The following is a 22435-nucleotide window of genomic DNA, read 5'->3' as shown; positions in this document are numbered from 1 at the left end:
TGTCACATGCCCGGGTGGGCGCGATCCATCGCTGTACGGGGGTCGGGAAGAAGAGGCGCCACCACGAATCGCAACACCGTGTCGCCATTCCCGGCGACGGTCAGGTCCTGGATCGGCAGGGTGATGGCCGGACGCAGCTGCGGATGCCAGGCGTGCGCCATGTAGTGGCCGGCGGGAACGCCGTCCATATGGGCTTGGCCCCGGGCGTCGGTCACGACGAGGTCGGGGTCCTTGGTCACGTACAGGTAGGTGAGCATGCGGTCGTGGATATTGCAGCCCACGGCGGCTACCCCGGTCTTGTCCACTTTGAGTGGCTTGGACGATTCACCCGTGTCCAGCACGAACTCGAAGCGGGCGATGTCGGAAAACGAATAGACCTGGTGGTCGATCTCGTCGCTGTTGCGGAAGACCACGCTGTCACCCGGATGCATGGCCGTGACGTAGGGGATGAAGGTCTGGTCCTTCTGATCCACGTAGCGGGTGACCGGGCGGATGGCCCGGGCCGGCTTGTCGCCGTCCGGGCTGAGGCTGACCACGGCATCCGGTACCGGGTGGCCATCGACATCGACGACCTCGACGCGGACCGTCCCGGCCTGCGCCAGGGACGCGGAAAGCGCGAACGACGTCGCGACGGCGAACAGGCTGCGCATGGGCTACCTCGCTGATGGGGCGCGTAGCCTAGCCTAGTCGGCAGATCCCGATCTTGGCCGTAATTTCCGGCAGGAAACCCGGCTTCTTACGCTTCGACCAGATGCAGCAGGGGGAACGGACGTCCCTCGCCATCGGTTTCCGAGCGACCACCCACCGTGAAACCACGGGCGCGATAAAAACCCAGCGCATCCGGGTTCTGCTCGTTCACATCGACGGTAAGCGCACCCTTCAGGCCACGCGCGTGGGCCAGCAGCCGCGAGCCGCCGCCCTGGCCGGCGTGCTCCGGATCGAGGAACAGGGCCTCGAGCTTGCTGCCATCCAGGCCCATGAAGCCCAGCGGCTGGCCCTCGGCGGTGGTGAGCACCCAGACCTCGAGCATCGGCAGCGCGCCATCGCGCACGGCGGGAATCAGCCCCTCGATATCGGCCTCGGAGAGGAAATGGTGGGTGGCGCGGACGGAGCGGAGCCAGATATCCAGCAGCACGTCGCGGTCGGCGGGGGTATAGGGTCGGATATTCATTCCCGGGAATATAACCTCATCGAAGGATCTTGCGATCTCCACTGACGTAAAATGCCTTTCATGCGCATTGGTCCCTACGATATCGCGCCGGCCGTGGTCCTCGCGCCCATGGCCGGTGTCACCGACAAGCCCTTCCGCCTGCTGTGCAAGCGCATGGGGGCTGGCCTTGCCGTGTCAGAGATGACCACCGCCGATCCGCGCCTGTGGAACACACGCAAATCGCTGCGGCGCATGGACCACGACGGCGAACCGGAACCGGTCAGCGTGCAGATCGCCGGCTACGACCCGGGCATGCTCGCCGAAGCCGCCCGTTACAACGCCGACAACGGTGCGCAGATCGTGGACATCAACATGGGATGCCCGGCGAAGAAGGTGTGCAACGTGTGGTCGGGCTCTGCCCTGTTGCAGGACGAACCGCTGGTGGCGCGCATCCTCAAAGCCGTGGTCGCCGCGGTGGATATCCCGGTGACATTGAAGATCCGCACCGGCTGGGACCGCGACCACCGCAACGCCCTCACCATCGCGCGCATCGCGGAAGACGCCGGTATCGCCGCCCTTGCCATGCATGGCCGCACGCGGGCCGATAAATACGAAGGCGACGCCGAATACGAGACCATCGCTGCCGTGAAGGCCAGCATCGGCATTCCCGTGCTCGCCAACGGCGATATCACCACGCCGGCCAAGGCGCGCGAAGTGCTCGCCGCCACCGGTGCCGATGCGGTGATGATCGGCCGTGGTGCGCAGGGGCGACCGTGGATCTTCCGCGAGATCGCGCATCACCTGGAAACCGGTGGTTACCTCGCGGAACCCACGGCCACCGAGGTGTGCGACATCCTCGTCGGCCACCTCGAACACCTTTACGCGTTCTACGGCGAGGTGATGGGCGTGCGCATCGCGCGCAAGCACCTGGGCTGGTATGCGAAAGACCGCCCTGAAAACGCGGCCTTCCGCCATGTGGTGAACCGCGCCGAAGACGCGGCCACCCAGTTACGCCTCACGCGCGAGTACTTCGACGCCCTCGCGGCGGGCGTGTCCCTGGCCGCCTGACCGCCCGTCACCCGTAGGAGCGCGCCTTGCGCGCGACAGGCGTGGCAGAAACATCTTCGTTCCGCGATAACCGGTCGCGCGCAAGGCGCGCTCCTACAAAAGCAGGGTGCAGGTTATTTACCGGCCGGCGGAATCTCTGCAAACAACTTCACCACCGCCGTCATGTGCAGATCGCCCATGCCTTCGGCCAATGCACGGTCAAACACGTCGCGGGCCGCGGCAATCGTCGGCGCATCGGACGCCGATCCGCATTCGGCTACGGTGTAGTTGAAATCCTTGTCGATCAGTCTGACCGGGAACATCGGCTTGAAGTCACCCGCCGTGATGGACGCCATGATGCGCCCGGCGATGACGCTCCATACCGGCGTGGCGGCGATGGCGTCGAAAATGGGGGCCGCATCCACACCGGCCTTCGACAGCATGCCGCTGATTTCCGCCAGCGCCGTCACCTGAACACCGAGCATGGTGTTCGTCGCCAGCTTCGTCAGCGCACCACAGCCCAGCGGGCCCACCCGTTTCACCGTGGAACCCATGTGCAGGAGCAACAGGGCCGTGGCCGTGCAGGTATCTTCGTCACCGCCGACGAGGTACACCAGCTGCCCTGCCTCGGCCTGGGGCAGGCTGCCGGAGACCGGTGCTTCGATAAAGCGGACATGCCGTGCGGCCGCCGCTTCGCCAAGCTCACGAATCCAGGCAGGTGAGAGCGTCGAGCTATCGATCGCAATGGTGTCGGATGCGATGCCATGAAGCGCACCGTCGGATGCATCCATCCAGACATGTTTCGACACCACGTCATCGGTCAGCATCGCGATGACGAACTCCGCGCCCTTGACCGCATCGCGCGGCGTAGCGGCCCAGGCCGCTCCACGCACCGAAGCCTCGATCTCGTCGTTACGGGTGCGGTTCCAGACCGTCACCTCGTGGCCCGCGGCGATCAGCCGGGCGCACATGCGCCGGCCCATGCCACCCAATCCAAGGAATGTCACTTTCATTGTCGCTACTCCGCAAGTTGACCGCCGCCCATGGTGACGCCTTCCCTATGCCGCGGCGATGGCCTGGACGGCATATGTGTCATGCCTTTGCGTCAACAATGCACCGCGCTTACCGGACCATCCGCGTCGGTGTGTCGTCCGGCAACGCGACACAGGACGGCAAGGCCGCGCGTCCGTAACGCTCTGCATAGGCACGCACCGTGTCGTAGAACATCTCGTCGGACGGACGGCGGCCGAAGGCATCCGCGTGGCTCGCCTGCGCGACCTGGGCCAGCAGGCTGGCGCATTCGCTGCGATAGCCCAGTTCCAGGAACAAGGCCGCCGCCCGGGCTACGTCGCCCAACGGGGCCGGAGCAAACGAACGGACCCCGGGATCTTCCACCAGCATGCCGGCTTCTCCACAGGCCGCCTTGATCGACAGCGCCTCGCGCAGCTTCGCCTCGGCGTCCTCGCCCCGGTAGCGGCAGCGATCGCTCCACCAGCTCCAGTAGTGGATCGTATCGCCAAGACCATGCAACGCATCGGCCAGCAGGGTTTCACCGCCCTGCACCGCTTCGTTGGATATCACGAGCACAAGACTCTCGCCCTCGCCCAGGCGAACCTTCGTCGCAGCCACGTCGGCGCCTACGCCCATCGGTTGCGAGCAGGCAACGTACCAGCCCTGCGTGGTTCGTGCAGACGTCGCGGGACGACCTTCGATCCCTGCGGCGCACACCAGGCGGAACGCGATATCGCCTTCGGTGCAGGTCACGATACGGACGAAGCGGCCCTTCGGTAGCGGCTGGCCCGACCGTGATTCCGTCAGCGGCATGAAATCCGCCACACGCAGCTCCGCTCCCTCGCGACGTCCCGTGGTCTCCAGCACGTTGGTGCCTGGCACATAAGCCTGCTGCCATTCCACCTCGCCATCGACATGCAGGCTCAGCAGGTCGCGCTCGTCGTGTGATGGACGCAGCAATCCCGCCTCGCGATCGATGGCGAGACAGGCCAGGGCCGCATCGGCGCGGACCCGCGCAAAACCACGCAGGTCACCGAGTGGCAGGCCGCGCGACGGCGGCTGGCCGTGCGATACGGCCTCGAGCTTGGACAGGTTCACCGTGGGTCGTTCCGGGCGCCTGGGGAGGGGCGCGAGCGCGCGGAGGTTGGCCGAGCGGCCGCCAAGGAGGTGTGAAAGAACCCGTGGGCCGACTTCATGCTCACGGCGCGCGGCGTAGAATCAGCTTTCCGACGACCGACCGAGCGCCCGCCATGAGCGAGAAAGAAGTCCCCGGTATCGAGGAATACGACGCCCCCGCCGGCGGCTGGGGGGCCCTGGGCGCCGTGGCCCGCGCTCTCAGCGGCCAGATGGCGATCGCCCGGGAGTCCATCGCCCTGCACAAGGTCAACCAGCCGCACGGGTTCGACTGCCCCGGCTGCGCATGGCCCGATCCGAAGGAAACCTCCTCTTTCGAATTCTGCGAGAACGGCGCCAAGGCCGTGTCCTGGGAAGCGACCGCCAAGCGCGTGAAGCCCGAGTTCTTCGCAAAGAACACCGTCAGCGATCTATGGAAGCTGACCGACTACACCCTGGAGGGGCTGGGGCGGCTTACCCACCCCATGGCCTACGACCGTGACAGCGACACCTTCCGGCCCCTGGGCTGGGACGAGGCCTTCCAGCGCATCGGCGCGGCACTGCGTGCCCTGCCCGATCCGGACATGGCGGAGTTCTATACCTCGGGACGTGCCTCCAACGAAGCGGCCTTCCTGTATCAGCTGTTCGTCCGCGAATACGGCACCAACAACTTCCCGGACTGCTCCAACATGTGCCACGAGGCCACCAGCGTGGGCCTGCCGAAGTCGGTGGGTTCCGGCAAGGGCACCGTGACGCTGGACGACTTCGAGCAATGCGATGCGATCTTCTGCATCGGCCACAACCCCGGCACCAATCATCCGCGCATGCTTTCCACCCTACGCGAGGCCTCGCTGCGCGGCGTGCCCATCGTGGTGCTGAACCCGATGCCCGAGCGCGGGCTGGAGCGGTTCACCTCGCCGCAGCATCCCACCGAGATGCTGACCGGACGCTCGGTGCGCATCGCCTCCACCTATTACAAGGTGAAGATCGGCGGCGACGTGGCCGTGCTCAAGGGCATGATGAAGACCCTGATCGAGACGGACGCCATTGCGCTCACCCTCGGCGAGCCTCCCGTGCTCGATCACGAATTCATCCGGGACAACACGCTGGGCTACGACGCACTCGCCGCCGACGTGCTCGGCACGTCGTGGGCGGATATCGAGCGCAAGTCCGGCCTCACGCAGGAACAGATCGAAACGGCTGCCGACATCTATGCGAAGGCGAACAACGTCATCATCTGTTACGGCATGGGCATCACCCAGCACAAGCACGGCACGGAAAACGTACAGCAGATCGCCAACCTGCTCCTGCTTCGCGGCAACATCGGCCGTCCCGGTGCCGGCATATGCCCCTTGCGCGGACACAGCAACGTGCAGGGCGATCGCACCGTGGGCATCACCGAGAAACCCAATGCGGAACTGAACGACGGTATCCGCCGCACTTATGGGTTCGAGCCGCCCACCGAGCACGGTCACGATGCCGTTGCCGCCGTGCTCGCCATTCGCGAAGGCCGCTCGAAGGCCATGATCGCCCTGGGTGGCAATCTCGCCGTGGCGATGCCCGATACGGAAGAAACCTTCGAGGCCATGCGCAAGCTCGACCTGGCCGTGCATATCGCCACCAAGCTCAATCGCTCGCACCTGCTGCTTGCGAAGGAATCCTTCATCCTGCCCTGCCTTGGTCGCACCGAACTGGACGAACAGGCGACGGGCCCGCAGGCGGTGACCGTGGAAGACTCCATGTCGATGGTGCACGCCTCGATGGGATCGCTGAAGCCGGCGTCCGAGTTCCTGCGTTCCGAACCATGGATCGTGGCCGGCATCGCGAAGGCTACCCTGCCGGCGACCCGGGTGGACTGGGATCGCCTGGTTGGCGACTACAACCTCATCCGCGACGATATCGAAAAGGTGTTTCCCATCTTCTACGACTTCAACAAGCGCGTGAACGTGCCGGGCGGCTTCCGCCTGCGCGTCGCTGCCAGCGAGCGTGACTGGGCCACCCCCGAGAAACGGGCGCATTTCCTGCTGGCAGCAGGACTGGAAGAAGATGAAACCGGCGACGGTGCCGGCCTGATGCTGACCACCATTCGCTCGCACGACCAGTACAACACGACCATCTACGGACTCAACGATCGTTACCGCGGTGTGAGCGGACGGCGCGATGTCGTCTTCATGCACAAGCAGGATCTTGCAGCACGCGGCCTGAAACACGGCGACCGTATCGACATCCATGCAACGGGAGCGAACATCGCCGACGGCAAGGAACGCTCGGTACGAGGGTTCACCGCCGTGGCCTATGACATCGCGGAAGGCTCGGTGGCGATGTATTACCCCGAGGGCAACGCACTCATCTCGCTGGAAAACCACGATGCGGCGTCGGGCACCCCGACCTACAAGTCCGTACCGGTGCGCATCGTCGCCTCAACGCTTCCACCCGGTAATCCGCGCAGGAAGCCCTCGCATGCATGAGGGCCCCCCGCCGCCCGGCTGTGCCACGCGTTCGATGCGGCGCTACGAGGCCGGCCAGGGCGGCGATGCCATCGACCGTCTCGCCGAGGAAGTTCCCGTGGCCATCCACCTCGACGGCAGTCCGTTCGCGGTGATGATGGCCTCACCGATGGACCTTGAGGACTTCGCACGCGGCTTCGCACTGACCGAAGGCCTGGTGACGTCAAGGGACCACATCACCATCGCCATCACCGAGTTACTGGAAGGCATCACGGCAAACATCACGTTGCCTGCAGGAGCGCGCCTCGCGCGCGCCCCGACCGACCGAACCCTCCCCGCCCGAACCGCCTGCGGCATCTGCGGCACGCGAGAACTGGAAGAGGTCATCCGCCAGCCACCTGCGGTCAACGGCGGCCCCGCCCTGGATGCCAAGGTCATCCAGCAAGCCCTGCAAATCCTGGGCTCGCATCAGCCGGTGAATGCCTTCACCGGTGCCGTCCACGCCGCCGCATGGGTCGATATACAAGGCAACATCGTGCTGAGCCGCGAAGACGTCGGCCGCCACAATGCCCTCGACAAACTCATCGGCGCCATGCTCGCCGCGTCCATCGATTCGCAGGCAGGCTTCGCACTCATCACCAGCCGCGCGAGCTATGAAATGGTGACCAAGGCGGCCATGGCGGGTATGGCCGTGCTGGTGGCGATCTCGGCACCGACGGCGCTTGCGGTGCAACTGGCGAGCAGCTGCGGGGTCACACTGGTCGGCTTTGCGCGGCCGGGGCGATTCAACGTGTACTCACACCCCGACCGAATCCCCCTGTAGGAGCGCGCCTTGCGCGCGACCGGGTTTTCGCGAAGAGCGGTCGCGCGCAAGGCACGCTCCTACACGTTATCCCTTGCGGCGGCGGAGGCTGTCTTTCACGTCCACGTCGAAGAGCACCTTCGTCGCCACGGTATCCAGGCCTGGAATATCGAACACCAGCCCGTCCTTGCTGGGCAGGCGTTCTTTCAGGGCCAAGAGCTGAACCCGTGGTATTTCGAGCGTCCACTCATGCGCCGTGCCGTCGAGCACACAGGTATCGCGCCCCGTCGCATCGATCGCATAGCGCATCGTGAAGGCCTTGCCGAACGCCGTGGACCCTAGCAGCGCCACATCGTCCAGCAGCTCGGCGAGCTCGTCTTCATCGATTCGCACACGGATCGTGTCGTCTTCCAGCTGCACCCTCATGCGGTCGCCTCGCGCCATTGGTCCGGGGTATTGCAGTTGACCAGCCAGCGTGTGTCCAGTGTGTCGAGTGGCAGGTGCGTTGCCTTCAGGCACGAGAGAAGGGTGCCTGGGGATCGTTCGGATGACGGTCGTTCCATCAACTGCTCCACAAGCGCCCTCACTTCATCGTCGAGATCAAGGACGAAGGGCAGCGGATGGCCCTGCCAGTTGGCGGCCGCCCCCGCGCATTCCAGCAAGGGACGCAGGACGGATAGGCACAATCCCGGCATGTCCACCGGGACCACGAGCCAACGGCCATCGGGGAGGAAAGGCGCGGCGCTGGCGATGCCGCCGAGGGGGCCGGCGTTATCGAAGTGATCGGGAATGCCGCCCGGGCGAGAACCGCTGACCACGACCAGGTCGGCACCGGCGTCACGGAGTACCTGGGACGTGCGATTCAGCAAGGTGGTGCCGTCGATTTTCAGCAGGGCCTTGTCGTGGCCCATGCGGGAGGAGCGGCCGCCTGCGAGGATGAGGCCGCCAGTCAGGGGTTGCAGGGCGGTGGCTTGGCGGTTGGGCATGGGGAAAGGATAGCGCAGGCTTTTGGGCGTTGCGTCTTCGCAGGTGGTCGCGCGCAAGGCGCGCTCCTACAAGGATATGGGGTCGTGGTGCGAATACGTTGTAGGAGCGCGCCTGCGCGCGACCATTCATGGCGCGGCTCATCATCGCTCCCGTTCCACCGGTCGCGCGCGAGGCGCGCTCCTACACGTTCCAGCGCGATAGTACCCAGAAGGCTACGGCGCCTGACGTTGCCAATCCCATTCCGGTCATCGCGAGGCGAAACAACACGAACGTCGTTTCGTCCTTCGGATGTATCCATACCTGGATCATCAGCTGATCCATGGCCAGCAACGCCACGATGGCGCTGCCGAACGCCGCCACCGCGAATCCGCGCGCACCGCGCGTGGCAAGGCTCATTCCCTCGCGGCGATCCATGAACACCAGCACATTGATCACCATCAACCCCAGCGCCATCGTGATCTGCGCGATCTCAATCCCCATGGCGCACCTCCTCCGTGTCCGGAAGCAACGGTGACTCGAACATCACCTGCACATGCGCGCGCTGCACACAGTGCTGACCGACGGCCACCAGTGCCGCCACGCCGCCGATGGCCAGCGACAGGTCGCGATGATCCGCATCATCGGCTTCTTCATGCGCCACCTCAGCCAGTAAGCGCGCTGTCCCCTGCGCATACGCCAGCCACTCCGTCGCTTCATTGAGCAACCGTTCGGTGGAGGCATCGTCGTCCTCCAGAATCCAGTGTTCGTTGATGTCCTTCATGTACAACTCCATGGGTCAGCGCCGCCCTCCCATCCCAGGTGTGGCACGCCATGGAAACCATGAACGTGCCACGGGGTAACGCAACGTCAGGTTGACGTTTTACTGCGCATCGCTCCGGGACGATGAGGCTCTCCGGCGTGTCCGTGAGCGGACGCCGGGCGGCGTGATTGTCGAAGTGGATGCGGCGTCAGCGGGCCATCACCGGGCAGCCGGCAACGCGCCGGGTGTTTACGGCAAGGCCAAAGCGCTAGAGGCGCGGCGAACGCCGCGGTTCGTCAACCGCGTTCGGGCAGGACCGGAACGGCCCGGGCACCGGAGGGTGGGCCACCGCGGAGAAGCGGCGGGCGGACGAGTGACGTAGAATGGCAGATAGCCATGGACGACTCCTTGCTAGTTCACGCTAGTTGAGGATGACTCGGTGGTTAGTGGGATCGGGACGGATTGCCGTCCTCCCGATTCCACGCTTTCACCGCCTTGGAGCGAAGGCTGCCTGCGAATACGAGTGAAGCGACAGCGCAGGCAGCGGTGACAACGTAGCAAAACAACACAGAATTGTCTGTAGGCGCCGCCCGCGTATGGCCTTCGCGAGCACCCATCGCGGATGCGATCCGCTCCCACCGGATATCCCCACGCTGCGGCCACCTGCTTGTGTAGGAGCGTGCTTGCGCGCGACCGGTTTTTGCGATCACGCCTCACGCTCATCGTTCGCGATCATCTCCATTCCTTCGCTTCGTCCGGTCGCGCGCAAGGCGCGCTCCTACACATGCAGGAATCTCGCGCAGAAACCGATACCTCGCATCCTCCCGACCGTTTCTGCCTATTCGCGCCTACAACGGACGCCCTATATCGCCCCCCCATCCCACGGTTCACGCTGCTAGCCAGCGCGTCGACGCGCGCCTCCCGAACCCCACATCCGCACCGCACAGGAGAGCGACATGGACCACAATGCGATGGGCACGGACCCCTGCGATAGCCAGAACGACGCCATCTTCAACACCACGACGCAGAAGCGCACGCATGTCGACCCACGGACGGGCTTGTTCGAGGCACTGGTGCCACTGCCCAAAATCACCGGCAACGCCGGACAGGGCCCGGTCATGGACCTGAGCCTGTACTACTCCCCTGTGGTGAACAACATGGCCGCCCTCGGCGATGGCTGGTCCTTTGCCGTTACCACCTGGTACGAGAAGAACGACGACCTCACCCTGCATACCGGTGAGGTGATCGACGTCAAGAAGGGTGCAACCTTCAAGAACGCCGCCGTGAAAATCACCTGGACGGACAACAACACGACCATGACGGTCGAACGCACCGACGGCCGCGTGGAGACCCTCAAGAAGCAGGGCAGCAGTCAGATCTGGGTACCGGTGAAATTTACGACCGACGGCTACCGTTACCTGAATCTCACCTGGGTCGCCGTCGCACAAACAGTGGCCGGCAACACGCAATACCAGATCCGCCTCACCGCCATCGACGACGATGGCGCCACCGACGCGTCAGGCAAGAAGGCGGCGGCACGACGCCTGCTCACGATCGACTACCGCGCCGACGCCACCGGGCCAGCCGATGACCAGGTCACATCCCCCACGGATATCCGCCTGAATTTCTGGCCCGGCACCACCGAGGCCATAACCTACACGCTTAACCTGAACGCCCAGTACGCGCTTACCTCCATCGAACCGCCGGAGTTCGCCCTATGGAAAGCCGAACAGGACAAGGCAAAGAAACCGGTGGGCGCCGCCGATGTACCGAAGGCCCGTTTCGCCTATCAAGAGCATGCCACCTGCGGCTGGTTGCTCAACGACATCGTGACCTTCGAAGGCCTGAGGCAATCCGTGACCTACGTGGATAACGGGCTGAAGTTTCCGGGCAACGAGAAACTCTCCGCCCTGCCGTGCGTTGCCCGCCACACCATCACACCTCGTGGTGAGGGCGACGCCACGACGGCGGACTACAGCTACTTCTGGAAAGACGATAACAAGCGCTACAAGCTAACTGAGTCATGGATGCCCAATGGCTACCAGACGGAAATCGTGCAGGGCAACAGAAAGACGATTCATGTCTACACATCAGGCCATGCAGAGAAGGAGGAAATCACGGTCACCGATGAGAAGCATATTGTCACCTCGCATTCGGATGATGAATTACACACTCAATCATCAACCAGCTTAAAAACATACAAACACATACGAAAGGAAGCCGCTGAAAACTTCTTAAAAGCAAAAACCGACGAGGAGAAATCTAAGGCATTAGACGACGAGAAAAAGACGCATGCATCCATCTCGTACATCCACTTTAAAGACGGAAGATCACCATTAAAACTGGATGTATCGTCACGAACAGCTTATGCCTATGCCTCTTCCGATCCTGAGTTTGACGATGCCAATCCCACGAAAGAAATAGGCGTGTTCGCGACGCTCACAAAGAATGACTTCATGTCGCTTTATTCTGGAATACTAATTCCGAAAGCAGGTTCATCGTTGCATCCGAATTTCTTTTCCGAGTTAAGAAATCAAGACGACCTATCTTTACTAGATGAAGACGTAATCATTCCACCGACGCTCGCACAAGGATTTATCGAAACGATCGACAATCGCCAGACCATCGTAGCGATGATCGAAGAAGATGAATCATGCATCACCTATTGGAAGGACTATAACTATCACGACATCACCGGATTGAACCGAAAGAAAATAGAAACCACCAAGCAAGCCTGCGGACCGAAACTCGCTGCCAGGCTCATCCAGAAAATTACATGGTGGGAGGACGACGACTTCCGGAAGGGCCTGAAGAAAAGCATCACCCAAGGCAACAACGATGCAGACGATGATGGTAACGAAAATATCGTCGCCGGCACCGGAACGTCTCTGGCATTCGCCTACGAACTCAACGACGACCAGACCGAGCTGACCACGACGACGACGGAAACGCGCAGCGGAATCTCTCGCACCACCAGAGAAACCGTCAGCACGCTCAGCGGCCGACTCATCGAACAGCTCGATGCCGATAACAACAAGGCAACCTATGCCTACGATGCCCATGGCCGGCTCGTCACCCACGTCGTCTGCGCACAGAGCCCCACCTACGCAGAAACCACCACCTTTGCCTACCCGTCGCCAGGCCGCGTTGAAATCACCGATCCCGACGGCCAGAAGCACGCCAGCGAACACGATGGCGGCGACCAGCCCATCCTTGAACAGGTATGGCACGCCGACACCTCGGCGTGGCGCAACGTCAAGACCATCACGTACGACGCGCTCGGGCGCGAATCTGTCGTCAGGGAATTCGACTATCTGGCCGACGGCACCGCTCTGGAGAGCACCTGCACGACCGAGTACGACGACTGGGGTGAGGCCTGCCACCATACCTACAGCGATGGTCGCAAGGAGTTTAACGAATACGACCCCATCGACCGCGTCCGCGAGGAATGGTCAGGCACCGCCAGCGACAAACAACGCAAGCGCACCACCTATAACCTTAACGGCTCGGTCGCCAAGATCGAATCCGTCGACACCAACGGTGATGTCGCATGCACCGATACGTATACCTATCGTGCGAACGGCTGGCTCCTGGAGCTGTCCCGTGTGACGCCTCACGGCACGCACACCACCACCTATGGCTACGACGCCATCGGCCGGGTGACCAGGGAAGCCCACGAGGAGGGCGACCATACCTACGATTACAACTACGAGTACCCCACCGACTGGCTCATCAACGAACCCACCAAACGGACCGTGACCTGGGACAGCACCACCCGAACCCTGGGCGAACGCACCTTCGACACCTGGGGACGCTGCACGACCCTCACCCGTGCCGGGATTACCGAGACCTATACCTACAGCGGCGCCACGCCTGCTCCCGCCACCAGGACACATGGCGACGGTACCTCGCTGACCTACACGACCATCCCTGAGATGGGGCATCAGCTGGCATCCCTCAAGCAAGGCACGCTGTCGCAAGCCTTCAGCTACATGCACGGCAACACCCGCACCTCCTCGGCCACCGAAGGCGCGGCCAAGGTCGACTGCGAGCACGACATCAACGAACGGATCATCAAACAGACGACCACCGTACGCACTGGCGTCACACGCACCGTGGAGCGCAGCTACACCTCGGCTGGACGCCTGCTCTCGGACAACGACGGTGGCGGGCATGCCGCAAGCTATACCTACAACACCCAGGGACAGCGCGTGACCACCACCGCCGGTGACGTCACCACCACGCATGCCTACGATGCCCAGGGGCGCCTGGCAAGCGACACCATCGTCCGTGGCGCCGATACCGTTACCGTGACTTATACCTATGACAGCGAGGGCAAGGAAACCCGCCGGCGTTTCCTGAAAAGTGGTGCCGGTGGCTTTGACTACACGCTGACGCACAGCTATTTCGGCGATGATCGCATCGACAGCGTGGAGTGGCAGGACGGCAGCACCAGCAAGGGCAAGCGCAGCTACACCTACACCGCGTCCGGCTGCATCAAGTCGTGCCGCTATACCGGCGATTGGCAGCCGCGGACCCCGGGTGACAAGACGATCAGCCAGCAAGACTTCACCGTCGATGGCCTGGGCAACGTCACCGCCTGCACCACCACCTTCGATGGCGGGAGCTGCACCAGCAGCTACACCTATGACGACACCAGTGGTTGCCGGCTCTCAGGCATCACCCATAGCCATGCGGATTATCCGGCCGCCACGACGCCCGTCTACGACAAGAACGGTCGCATCACCAAGGACATCACCGGCAAGACCTACACCTACGACTGGCTGGGCCGGCTGACCCAGGCCGGGTCGCGGTATTACACCTACACCCCGTTGAACGGCCTGTCGGCCACCGGCCAGGGTAACGCCGAGCACCATCTGGTCTACGACGGCACCAACCTGCGCAGTGAGCTGAAGCCAGACAACGATGGTCGCTGGCTGGCGCCCGGCAGCGCAGGGTGCACCGTGCAGACCGTCAAGCGCTCAGGTGTGCTGCGTATCCTGTTCGAGCTGCGCGATATCGACGGCACCGTACTGCTGACCTTCGATGCCACGGCGAAAACACCGAAGTACCACACCTATACCGCCTGGGGTGCGCACAGCTCCACCGAGACCGATTCATTGCTGGGCTTCAAGGGCGAGTACCGCGACCCCCTCAACGACCAGTATCCGCTGGGCTGCGGCTATCGCTCGTACCACACCGATGGCATGCAGTTCGGCGTACCCGATGACCGGAGCCCCTTCGGGGATGGCGGCCCACAGTCCCACGGCTGCTTCGATGGCGATCCGGCGAACATGGCCGATCCGAGCGGGCATATGGCGGTGGGATCGGGCGCGGTGAACCGCGGGCTTCGCAGGATATGGGGTGACACCCTTCCCGGGCCCTTGGGCATGGGCAAAGGAGGAGGGCTCATCAGTGCAATCATCTGGGGTGTCATCGGCGTCATGACCGCCGCCCTGACCGGTGGTGCGTCCCTGTTGATCACCGCCGCCCTGGTCACGCTGGCGGCCGTCTCTGCCGGACTCGGTATCGCGTCTGCCGCCCTTGCGGACAGCAACCCCGAACTGGCAAAGGCCCTCGGCTGGGCATCCCTGGCCACCGGCCTGGCAGGTGGCGTAGCCGCCCTCGGAAAGAAGGTGGCCCAGTTGGCGCTCAAACTGGGGCGATCCGGCTTTCGGGCGGCGAAGAACCTCATGAATCGCGCGGGCGCCGCTATTTCACGGGGCCGATCCGTGTTGCGAGGACGTGCTGGGGCCTACCGTGCGAAAGGTTATGGGAGTGCGAGCTTCCGCTCAAGCGAAGATATCGCTCACTCGCTGGCTCCTATCGATCTGGACAGCATGGCCGGAGCCAGCAAGGCAGGCATGCCGTTCCCGCGTCCTCAGGGCCTGTTGCCTGCCGGGATGTCACCAAGCACCACCGCGCTGGTGGATGCACTCAAAGCCTTTGATCTGGGGGATCTCAATACGGTGCTAGCTGCTACGTCCGGCGCTATGGCCAACAGCGGAGGCCCTACGGAGAAACTCCAATCCAGCGCCAACAACACATCCCTGGTAACGGCGTCGGGCATCATGGGTCAATGGAACACAAACATCGTGGGCGACTCATTCTTCGCGCGTTTGTTCAGCATCCGACCCCGTTGACGGGAGCCCGGGAGCGGCCTGGGAAGGCAACATCGATTGACGATGTCGCTTTCCCAGGCCGCGCGCAAGGCGCGCGACCGGTATCGACGAAAAAGACTGCCCTTGCCGAATCCTCCAGACGAGGGCAGCCACCACCTCACGCCGTACGACGCACCGGCTCCTGCACCGCGGCAGGCCGATAGGCATGGAACGCCACCGTGGCCGACGCACGTCCCTGGCTCAGCGAACGCAACGCGGTGCTGTAGCCATCGAGCTGCGCCAGCGCGACATCGGCCTCGATCTCGGTACGCTCCTGCCGGTCGGTGAGGTTGACGATCTGGCCGCCGCGACGTTGCAGGTCGCCCAGGACATCACCCACCGCCGTACCCGGCGCACTCACCGACACCCGCATCACCGGTTCCAGCAGCACGGTACCGGTGACGTCCAGCGCAGCTTTCACTGCGATCTGCGCTGCACGATGGAAGGCCATCTCGTTGGAGTCCACGGCATGCGCCTGTCCGTCGAGCACGACGATCTCCGTACCCACCACCGGGTAACCGCGTGGTCCTTCGAGCAGGGCCGAATGCACGCCCTTCTCCACCGCTGCCTGGAACGCCTTCGGAATGACGCCACCCGTCGTGCGGTCTTCGTAGCGGTTTGTCTCGCCTTCCACCGGCGACACCGACAGCACCACGCGCGCGTACTGGCCGCTGCCACCGGTCTGCTTGGCGAGCTTGCCCTCGATCGCACCTGACGCCTTCGCCGGTGTTTCCTGATAGGCCACGCGCGGCGAACCGGTGCGCACCTGCACGCCCCATTCGCGACGCAGGCGCTCCACCATCACCTCCAGGTGAAGTTCGCCCATGCCCCATACGAGGGTCTCGCCGGTATCCGGATCGGTGCCCACGCGGAAGGACGGATCCTCCTGCGCCAGGCGTGCGAGACCATTGCCGAGCTTGAGCAGGTCGGCGGAACGCTCGGGCGACAGACGCCAGGACAACACCGCCGGCTGCGCCTGGATCGTCTCCAGCCGCACGCGATGGTGCGAATCCGACAGTGTCTCGCCTGTGGCGACGTCCTTCCAGCCAGCGATGGCGACGATGTCGCCTGCTTCCGCAAACTCCACGGCTTCGGTGTCGTCCGCACGCACGACGGCAAGGCGGCCGATGCGCTGGACGCGATCGGTACCGCTGCGCCATACGGCATCGCCGACATTCAGGCGGCCTGCATAGATACGCACGAAAGCCAGCGGGCCATGCGACTGGTTGACCACCTTGAAGACGAGCGCCGCCAGCGGCGCACCGGCATCCGGCGCAATCATCGTGTCGCCTTCGTCGGTGTGTGCGAGCACGGCAGGACGATCCACGGGGGAAGGCAGGTATGCGACGAAGGCATCAAGCAACGGTTCGATGCCGACGTTGCGGAAAGCCGATCCCGGCAGCACCGGCTGGCCAAGGCCCGCCAGCGTGCCGCGACGCAATGCTGCGGTCAGCGCCACCGCATCGATGGGCTGTTCCGCAAGCCACGCCTCGGCCAGGGCCTCGTCGCGATCCGCAATGGAAGCCACCAGGTCGGCGCGCGCACCCGCATGAGCGGAGCGTTCGTCGTCGTCCCAGCCGTGGACCTCGGGTTGCCCCGCATCGTCAAAGCGCCACGTACGTTCCGCAACCAGGTCAACAAGACCCACGATGTGTTCGCCTTCCACGACGGGCAAGGCAACCACCCACGGATTCGCACCGAGCTTGTCGCGCATCTGCGCCACCGTGGCGTCGAAGTCCGCACCCGGGCGATCCATCTTGTTGACGAAGGCCATCAGCGGCACGCCATGCCGACGTGCCTGGTGCCATACGGTTTCCGACTGCGGCTGCACGCCGGCCACGCCGGAGAACACCACCACGGCGCCGTCGAGGACGCGCAGCGAGCGCTCCACTTCGATGGCAAAGTCGATGTGTCCGGGTGTGTCGATAAGGGTCAGGCGATGCGGCTGGCCGCCTTCGGGCGTCCAGTTCGCGCGCACGGCCGCGGCGCCGATCGTGATGCCACGCTCGCGCTCCAGCTCCATGTGGTCGGTGGTGGTCGCGCCGTCGTGCACCTCGCCGGTACGGTGGATCGTGCCGGTCTTGTAGAGCAGGCGCTCGGTCAGCGTGGTCTTGCCTGCGTCGACGTGGGCGATGATGCCGAGGTTGCGCCAACGGCCGACGGGAATGACAGTGTCGCGGGTACTCATAACGGTTCCTGATGGGATCGCCAGGGGCTCGATAACGATGTCGAGCGAGGCATTCCCCGAGGCCTTACCGTCGCCCCTGGCGTGAGCGGAACGGATCAGGATCGGGGTTCGCGGCAGTTCTTCACGGCACGTTGCTCCAGGTTTCGAAGGCAAAAAAAAAGCACCCTTGCGGGTGCTTTGAGGTATCCGGTGGCGTCGGGGTCGTCTTACGACGAGGCTCCGCCATTCACGGCACGCGCGCACCCGCGACGCGCCCGTGGGGCGATCGTTGGCAGGTGGATCAATGCGTGCTTGCACGATGACATGGTCAACTCCGGTTTCAGGATGCGGATGCTACGCCTGCCCAGGGCAGGCAGCAACCGATGACAGCCAACATAAGGCCACCCCCACCCATTTCAAGAGCCCCTGTAGGAGCGCGCCTGCGCGCGACCGTTTGATACGTAGCGTCGCCAGTTGAAAAGGGGCTCACCTACCGAAGGTGCGGGAGCCGATCGCATCGGCGATGTTGGGCTCCGTAGAAACCCAACCCATGTGGTGTTTCGCTCCGTAGGAAGAGCTCGCCTATCGCCCTCGCATCGGCGCTGGCACGTGGCGGTGCAGAGGCGACGGGGGCGGCCCTTGGCGCGCCGGCCGCCTCTACCTATCTCACGGTGATCTTGTAGGAGCGCGCCTGCGCGCGACCGGTTATCGCGAATACATTCATCGTTTCGATGCATCCGGTCGCGCGCAAGCACGCTCCTACAGGGATACGGTGCTTCATCGTTAGGGCAGGGTATAAGCCACGACATAGTCACCCGATGTCGTGCCCAGTCCGCTATGGCCGCCTGCGGCGATCACGACGTACTGCTTGCCATTGACCGAGTACGACATCGGATTGGCCTGTCCACCGGCCGGCAGGCGTGCCTTCCACAATTCCTTGCCCGTGCGCTCGTCGATGGCACGCAGGTAGTTGTCTGCCGTGGCGCCGATGAAGACCAGGCCGCCGCGCGTCGTCATGCTGCCGCCGATGTTGAAGATGCCGGTCGGCAGCGGCGCATTGACGTGCGTGCCGAACGGGCCGGTGTCGCGCGTGGTGCCCAGCGGATGTTCCCAGACGAGCTTGTGGGTCACCAGATCGATGGCGGCAATCGTGCCCCACGGCGGCGGATTGCACGGCACGCCCAATGGATTCAGCCACGGATGCACCTTGCCGACATATGGCGTGCCGTATTGCGGGGCGAGACCACCGCCGACCTTCGGTTCGTTGCCCGTGCCATCCCAGGGTTTCACCAGGCCCTTGGCTTCTGCTGGTCCACGCGGCGCGAGGCTGATGATGAAGGGGATGTAGTTCGCATTGGCGATGATGAGCTTGTTGTAAGGATCGATGGACGCACCGTGCCAGTCGATCACGCCGTCAAAGGCGGGGTAAACGATGGTGTCTTTCAGCTGCGGTGGCGTGAACTGGCCCTTGTAGACCGCCTTGCGGAATTCGATGCGGCACATCAGCTGATCGAACGGCGTGGCACCCCACAGGTGTTCTTCCTTCAGGTCGGCCGGCGTGAGCGATGGCATGCCCGTGGAATAGGGCTGTGTGGGCGAGGTCCAGTCACCGGGAACCGCGCCTTGCGGAACAGGTTTTTCTTCCACGTCGGTCACGGGCTTGCCGGTGCGGCGGTCGAGCACGAAGAACTCGCCGCGCTTGGTGGTCTGTACCAGTGCGGGAATACTTGCGCCGCCGTTCTGACCGGGAAGGTCTACCAGCGAGGGGCCGACGGGTACGTCCATGTCCCACAGGTCATGGTGCGTGTTCTGGTAAACCCACTTCGGTTCGCCCGTGCGGATATCCAGCGCAACGGTGGAGCTTGAATACTTCTCGTCGAACGGACGGCGATGGCCGCCGAAGTAGTCTGGCGTGGCATTGCCCATCGGCAGGTAGACCATGCCCAGATCCGGATCGGCGGTGTACACACCCCAGGCGTTCGGCGTGCCACGCGTGAGCTGGTCGTCGGGGCCCGGCAGCCAGTTCTGCGGATCGTGACCGACATCCCAGGCCCAGACGAGCTTGCCGCTCATCGGATCGAAGGCACGGATCGCACCGGACGGCTCGTTCTCGGCCTGGTTGTCGAAGACCCAGCCGCCGAGGATCACGCGATCCTGCAACACCAGCGGCGGCGACGTGACGAAGTGGAAGCCCGCCGGCACGTGGCCGAGGTACTGGGTGAGCGAGATGAAGCCGTGTTCGCCGAAGTCTTCGCAGGGTTTGCCGGTGTCGGCATTTAGCGCCAGCACGCGTGCATCGAGCACGGGGGCGATGATGCGACGCGGGCAGTCCGTCTGGGTGCCTGCCGGAGCTTCGTAGTAGGCCACGCCACGGCAGGCGAGATAGACGTCGGCATCCGTGTTGGCCTTCGGATCGAAGCTCCACTTCTTCTGTCCGGTGGCCGCATCGAAGGCTACCACCCAGCTGTGCCCGGTACAGACATAGAGCGTGTCGTTGACCTTGATGGGGGTGTTTTCGAAGTTGAACTCGTGGCCGGCGTCGGTGCCGCCGACGTCTTCGCCGGGGCGCATGGTGTCGCCCGTCCGCGCCGTCCACGCGACCTTCAGGTTTTTCACGTTGCCCGCGTTGATCTGGTCCAGCGGCGAGAAACGGTCGCCCTTCGGCGTGCGGCCGTAGAACATCCAGTCGCCGTCGGCGACCGAACTGTCACCGCCATCGGGCAGGTTGCGCGCCACGCTTTCACCCTGCGTACCCACCGGCTGCATGAAGCCGGCCACACCCACGCCGATGCCGACGAGCACGGCCACCGCGACGGCGATCGCACCGGTTCGTGGCGGCAGCAGCCCTCGGCGAACCCAGGGCATGAGCAGGTAGATGCCCAGCAGCACGGGCACCAACAGGCGCGGCTCCAGCGACCAGCCGTCGAGACCCACCTCGTGCACGGCCCAGATGGCGGTCGCCAGCAGGGTGACGGCGTAGAGCCACAAGGCACTGGCCGCTCCCCTTGCCAGCAATATGCCGGTGACGCCCACCGCGAGACCCGCGATCAGGTAATAGAACGAACCGCCCAGGGCCACCAGCCAGGCGCCTCCGGCGGCGAGGAGGAAGCCAAGAATGGCGATCACCACGCCACTGATGCGTGGCGGGCGATGCAAGGGGGGACGGGATGACATATCGCTTCTCCAGGATGGATAGCGCGGCTCGCACACAAGGTGCCGGGTCGCTCCAGGCCACTAAAGATAGACATGACAGGTAGAGATGCCGTGTACGCGGATCCGGCACGGGCCCTGTAGGAGCGCGCCCTGCGCGCGACCGGCCGATACGACGACCGTCAATCCTTCGCCCGGCCCGGTCGCGCGCGAGGCGCGCTCCTACAACGATCATGGAATGATCAGCTCCCTGCCATTGACTTATGTGCATACGCACACCATTCTCTGGCCATGACCAGCCGCCTCGACCTCTGCAACTGCTTTGCCGTCCGCCAGGCGGCGCGCGCCCTTACCCGGGATTACGAGCGTCACCTGGCCGCCACGGGGCTGACGAGCAATCAGTTTTCGATCCTCGTTCTGATCGAAGAGCAGCCCGGGATCGGCATGCGCCAGCTGTCGGAAGACATGGTGATGGACAGAACCAGCGTGATCCGCGCCCTGAAACCTCTGGAGCGCGATGGGCTGGTCGCCGTCCGCAGTTCGGCTGCTGACAGCCGCCAGAACAGCTACACGCTTACCCCCGCAGGGGTGACGCGGGTGGCCGAGGCCTCGCCCCTGTGGCAGGCCGCACAGGACGAGTTCGTCGCCCGCTTTGGTGGTGAGGATGCCGCCGCAGCCGCCCGCAAGGCCCTGCTGCAAATGAGCGAGATCGAGTAAGCCCTTTTTTTGCTCCGATATGTGCATACACACATATCATCTATAAATGTGCATATACACAGAGGCAAGATCATGACCACCACGAATCCCGGAACCGCCCTCATCACCGGTGCCTCCTCAGGTATCGGCGCCGTCTACGCCGACCGCCTTGCGCGCCTTGGCCACGATCTGATCCTGGTCGCCCGCAGCAAGGACAAGCTGGACGCTCTGGCGCGGAAAATCGCCACCGATACCGGCCGCGCCGTGCGCGTCGTGGTGGCCGACCTGATCCGCGACGAAGACATCGCCAGGGTCGAGCAGGTCATTGGCGAAACGGACCACCTCACGGTGCTGGTCAACAACGCCGGCGTGGGCTCGCGGACGCCGCTGCTGGAATCCGACATCGGCGCCATCACCGACATGATCACCCTCAACGTCACGGCCGCCACGCGGCTCGCGTACAAGGCCGTGCCGGTAATGATCGGTCACGGCGGTGGCACGGTGATCAACATCGCGTCCATCGTCGCCATCGCACCGCACATGCTCAATGGCGTCTACGGGGGCAGCAAGGCGTTCGTGCTGGCACTGAGCCAGTCGATGCATCACGAGCTTGCCGACAAGGGTATTCGCGTGCAGGCCGTATTGCCCGGCGCGACTGCCACGGAGTTCTGGCCGACGGCCGGCGTGGCCGTGAACCAGCTCGATGCGAGCTGGGTGATGAGCGCGGAAGACATGGTGGATGCATCGCTTGCCGGGCTGGAAGCCGGTGAACTGGTGACCTTGCCGGCGGTGGAAGACCAGGGACTGGTGGACGCGCTGGAAAATGCACGTCGCGCGCTGTTCGGCGAGCTGTCGAAGTCGCGCCCCGCCTCGCGCTATGGCATCCACGCCTGACCTGCATGTGTAGGAGCGCGCCTCGCGCGCGACCCGTTTTTGCGATAACCCCGGTCGCGCGCAAGGCGCGC

Annotated in this window: 16 protein-coding genes; 6 read left to right on the top strand and 10 right to left on the bottom strand. The window is 64.1% G+C overall.

Annotated elements, in window-relative coordinates; genetic code table 11:
* Positions 1-2: 2 nt before the first annotated feature.
* Positions 3-650 (bottom strand): cupredoxin domain-containing protein, encoded by a 648-nt coding sequence (locus tag KR767_RS10400; protein WP_250879061.1) that lies wholly within the window; start codon positions 648-650, stop codon positions 3-5.
* 86 nt (positions 651-736) lie between these two features.
* Positions 737-1171 carry an acetyltransferase gene (locus tag KR767_RS10395; protein ID WP_166952836.1) on the bottom strand — a complete coding sequence of 145 codons (435 nt, stop codon included), beginning with the start codon at positions 1169-1171 and terminating at the stop codon, positions 737-739.
* A 60-nt stretch (positions 1172-1231) separates the two neighbouring features.
* On the opposite strand from KR767_RS10395, the gene dusB reads away from it, so the two are divergent.
* Positions 1232-2218, top strand: a complete 987-nt coding sequence (gene dusB / locus KR767_RS10390; RefSeq protein WP_166952833.1) for a tRNA dihydrouridine synthase DusB — start codon at positions 1232-1234, stop codon at positions 2216-2218.
* A 113-nt stretch (positions 2219-2331) separates the two neighbouring features.
* Here dusB and KR767_RS10385 read toward each other — a convergent pair whose 3' ends face one another.
* Entirely contained in the window at positions 2332-3210 is an 879-nt protein-coding gene (locus KR767_RS10385; RefSeq protein ID WP_250879060.1) for an NAD(P)-dependent oxidoreductase, read from the bottom strand.
* A gap of 109 nt (positions 3211-3319) precedes the next feature.
* Positions 3320-4306: a glycoside hydrolase family 15 protein gene (locus KR767_RS10380; RefSeq protein ID WP_250879059.1), complete on the bottom strand. Its 987-nt coding sequence runs from the start codon at positions 4304-4306 to the stop codon at positions 3320-3322.
* Positions 4307-4458: 152 nt separating this feature from the next.
* Here KR767_RS10380 and KR767_RS10375 point away from each other — a divergent pair, with 152 nt between their 5' ends.
* Together KR767_RS10375 and fdhD are read left to right on the top strand one after the other, a co-directional pair.
* Positions 4459-6789, top strand: coding sequence for an FdhF/YdeP family oxidoreductase (locus tag KR767_RS10375; protein WP_250879058.1), 2331 nt, complete (start codon positions 4459-4461; stop codon positions 6787-6789).
* A complete protein-coding gene (fdhD, locus tag KR767_RS10370) occupies positions 6782-7591 on the top strand; it encodes a formate dehydrogenase accessory sulfurtransferase FdhD (protein WP_250879057.1) in 810 nt (269 codons plus the stop codon). The genes KR767_RS10375 and fdhD overlap by 8 nt, the downstream gene beginning before the upstream one ends.
* A 66-nt stretch (positions 7592-7657) precedes the next feature.
* Here fdhD and KR767_RS10365 read toward each other — a convergent pair whose 3' ends face one another.
* The 4 genes from KR767_RS10365 to KR767_RS10350 all read right to left on the bottom strand — a co-directional run bounded on the left by KR767_RS10365 (position 7658) and on the right by KR767_RS10350 (position 9317).
* Positions 7658-7996: a hypothetical protein gene (locus KR767_RS10365; RefSeq protein ID WP_250879056.1), complete on the bottom strand. Its 339-nt coding sequence runs from the start codon at positions 7994-7996 to the stop codon at positions 7658-7660.
* Positions 7993-8613: a molybdenum cofactor guanylyltransferase gene (gene mobA / locus KR767_RS10360; protein WP_250879055.1), complete on the bottom strand. Its 621-nt coding sequence runs from the start codon at positions 8611-8613 to the stop codon at positions 7993-7995. Before mobA ends, KR767_RS10365 begins: the two co-directional genes overlap by 4 nt.
* A gap of 124 nt (positions 8614-8737) precedes the next feature.
* Positions 8738-9037 (bottom strand): hypothetical protein, encoded by a 300-nt coding sequence (locus tag KR767_RS10355; protein ID WP_250879054.1) that lies wholly within the window; start codon positions 9035-9037, stop codon positions 8738-8740.
* Positions 9027-9317 (bottom strand): hypothetical protein, encoded by a 291-nt coding sequence (locus tag KR767_RS10350; protein ID WP_250877983.1) that lies wholly within the window; start codon positions 9315-9317, stop codon positions 9027-9029. The genes KR767_RS10355 and KR767_RS10350 overlap by 11 nt, the downstream gene beginning before the upstream one ends.
* A 935-nt stretch (positions 9318-10252) precedes the next feature.
* On the opposite strand from KR767_RS10350, the gene KR767_RS10345 reads away from it, so the two are divergent.
* Positions 10253-15439 (top strand): hypothetical protein, encoded by a 5187-nt coding sequence (locus KR767_RS10345; RefSeq protein WP_250879053.1) that lies wholly within the window; start codon positions 10253-10255, stop codon positions 15437-15439.
* A gap of 136 nt (positions 15440-15575) precedes the next feature.
* On the opposite strand, the gene fusA is transcribed toward KR767_RS10345, so the two are convergent.
* Positions 15576-17645 (bottom strand): elongation factor G, encoded by a 2070-nt coding sequence (gene fusA, locus KR767_RS10340; protein ID WP_250879052.1) that lies wholly within the window; start codon positions 17643-17645, stop codon positions 15576-15578.
* Positions 17646-18407: 762 nt separating this feature from the next.
* Positions 18408-20798 (bottom strand): membrane-bound PQQ-dependent dehydrogenase, glucose/quinate/shikimate family, encoded by a 2391-nt coding sequence (locus KR767_RS10335; protein ID WP_250879051.1) that lies wholly within the window; start codon positions 20796-20798, stop codon positions 18408-18410.
* 267 nt (positions 20799-21065) lie between these two features.
* Between KR767_RS10335 and KR767_RS10330 the strand changes: the two genes are divergently transcribed.
* On the top strand, positions 21066-21491 hold the full coding sequence (locus KR767_RS10330) for a MarR family winged helix-turn-helix transcriptional regulator (protein ID WP_250879050.1): 426 nt from the start codon (positions 21066-21068) through the stop codon (positions 21489-21491).
* Positions 21492-21563: 72 nt separating this feature from the next.
* Positions 21564-22364, top strand: coding sequence for an SDR family NAD(P)-dependent oxidoreductase (locus tag KR767_RS10325; protein ID WP_166951004.1), 801 nt, complete (start codon positions 21564-21566; stop codon positions 22362-22364).
* The last annotated feature ends 71 nt before the right edge of the window (positions 22365-22435 follow it).

The organism is Luteibacter anthropi, from assembly GCF_023699965.1.
In the GTDB taxonomy this organism is placed as follows: Bacteria; Pseudomonadota; Gammaproteobacteria; order Xanthomonadales; family Rhodanobacteraceae; genus Luteibacter; species Luteibacter anthropi.
This window is presented reverse-complemented; position numbering and strand designations above follow the sequence as displayed.

Bases quoted from the DNA above. Each gene is read 5' to 3' on its own strand.
- fdhD (WP_250879057.1), top strand. From the start codon at position 6,782: ATGCATGAGGGCCCCCCGCCGCCCGGCTGTGCCACGCGTTCGATGCGG.
- KR767_RS10350 (WP_250877983.1), bottom strand. From the start codon at position 9,317: ATGAAGGACATCAACGAACACTGGATTCTGGAGGACGACGATGCCTCC.
- KR767_RS10355 (WP_250879054.1), bottom strand. From the start codon at position 9,037: ATGGGGATTGAGATCGCGCAGATCACGATGGCGCTGGGGTTGATGGTG.
- KR767_RS10335 (WP_250879051.1), bottom strand. From the start codon at position 20,798: ATGTCATCCCGTCCCCCCTTGCATCGCCCGCCACGCATCAGTGGCGTG.
- KR767_RS10345 (WP_250879053.1), top strand. From the start codon at position 10,253: ATGGACCACAATGCGATGGGCACGGACCCCTGCGATAGCCAGAACGAC.
- fusA (WP_250879052.1), bottom strand. From the start codon at position 17,645: ATGAGTACCCGCGACACTGTCATTCCCGTCGGCCGTTGGCGCAACCTC.
- KR767_RS10400 (WP_250879061.1), bottom strand. From the start codon at position 650: ATGCGCAGCCTGTTCGCCGTCGCGACGTCGTTCGCGCTTTCCGCGTCC.
- KR767_RS10365 (WP_250879056.1), bottom strand. From the start codon at position 7,996: ATGAGGGTGCAGCTGGAAGACGACACGATCCGTGTGCGAATCGATGAA.
- KR767_RS10325 (WP_166951004.1), top strand. From the start codon at position 21,564: ATGACCACCACGAATCCCGGAACCGCCCTCATCACCGGTGCCTCCTCA.
- KR767_RS10330 (WP_250879050.1), top strand. From the start codon at position 21,066: ATGACCAGCCGCCTCGACCTCTGCAACTGCTTTGCCGTCCGCCAGGCG.
- KR767_RS10385 (WP_250879060.1), bottom strand. From the start codon at position 3,210: ATGAAAGTGACATTCCTTGGATTGGGTGGCATGGGCCGGCGCATGTGC.
- dusB (WP_166952833.1), top strand. From the start codon at position 1,232: ATGCGCATTGGTCCCTACGATATCGCGCCGGCCGTGGTCCTCGCGCCC.
- KR767_RS10395 (WP_166952836.1), bottom strand. From the start codon at position 1,171: ATGAATATCCGACCCTATACCCCCGCCGACCGCGACGTGCTGCTGGAT.
- KR767_RS10375 (WP_250879058.1), top strand. From the start codon at position 4,459: ATGAGCGAGAAAGAAGTCCCCGGTATCGAGGAATACGACGCCCCCGCC.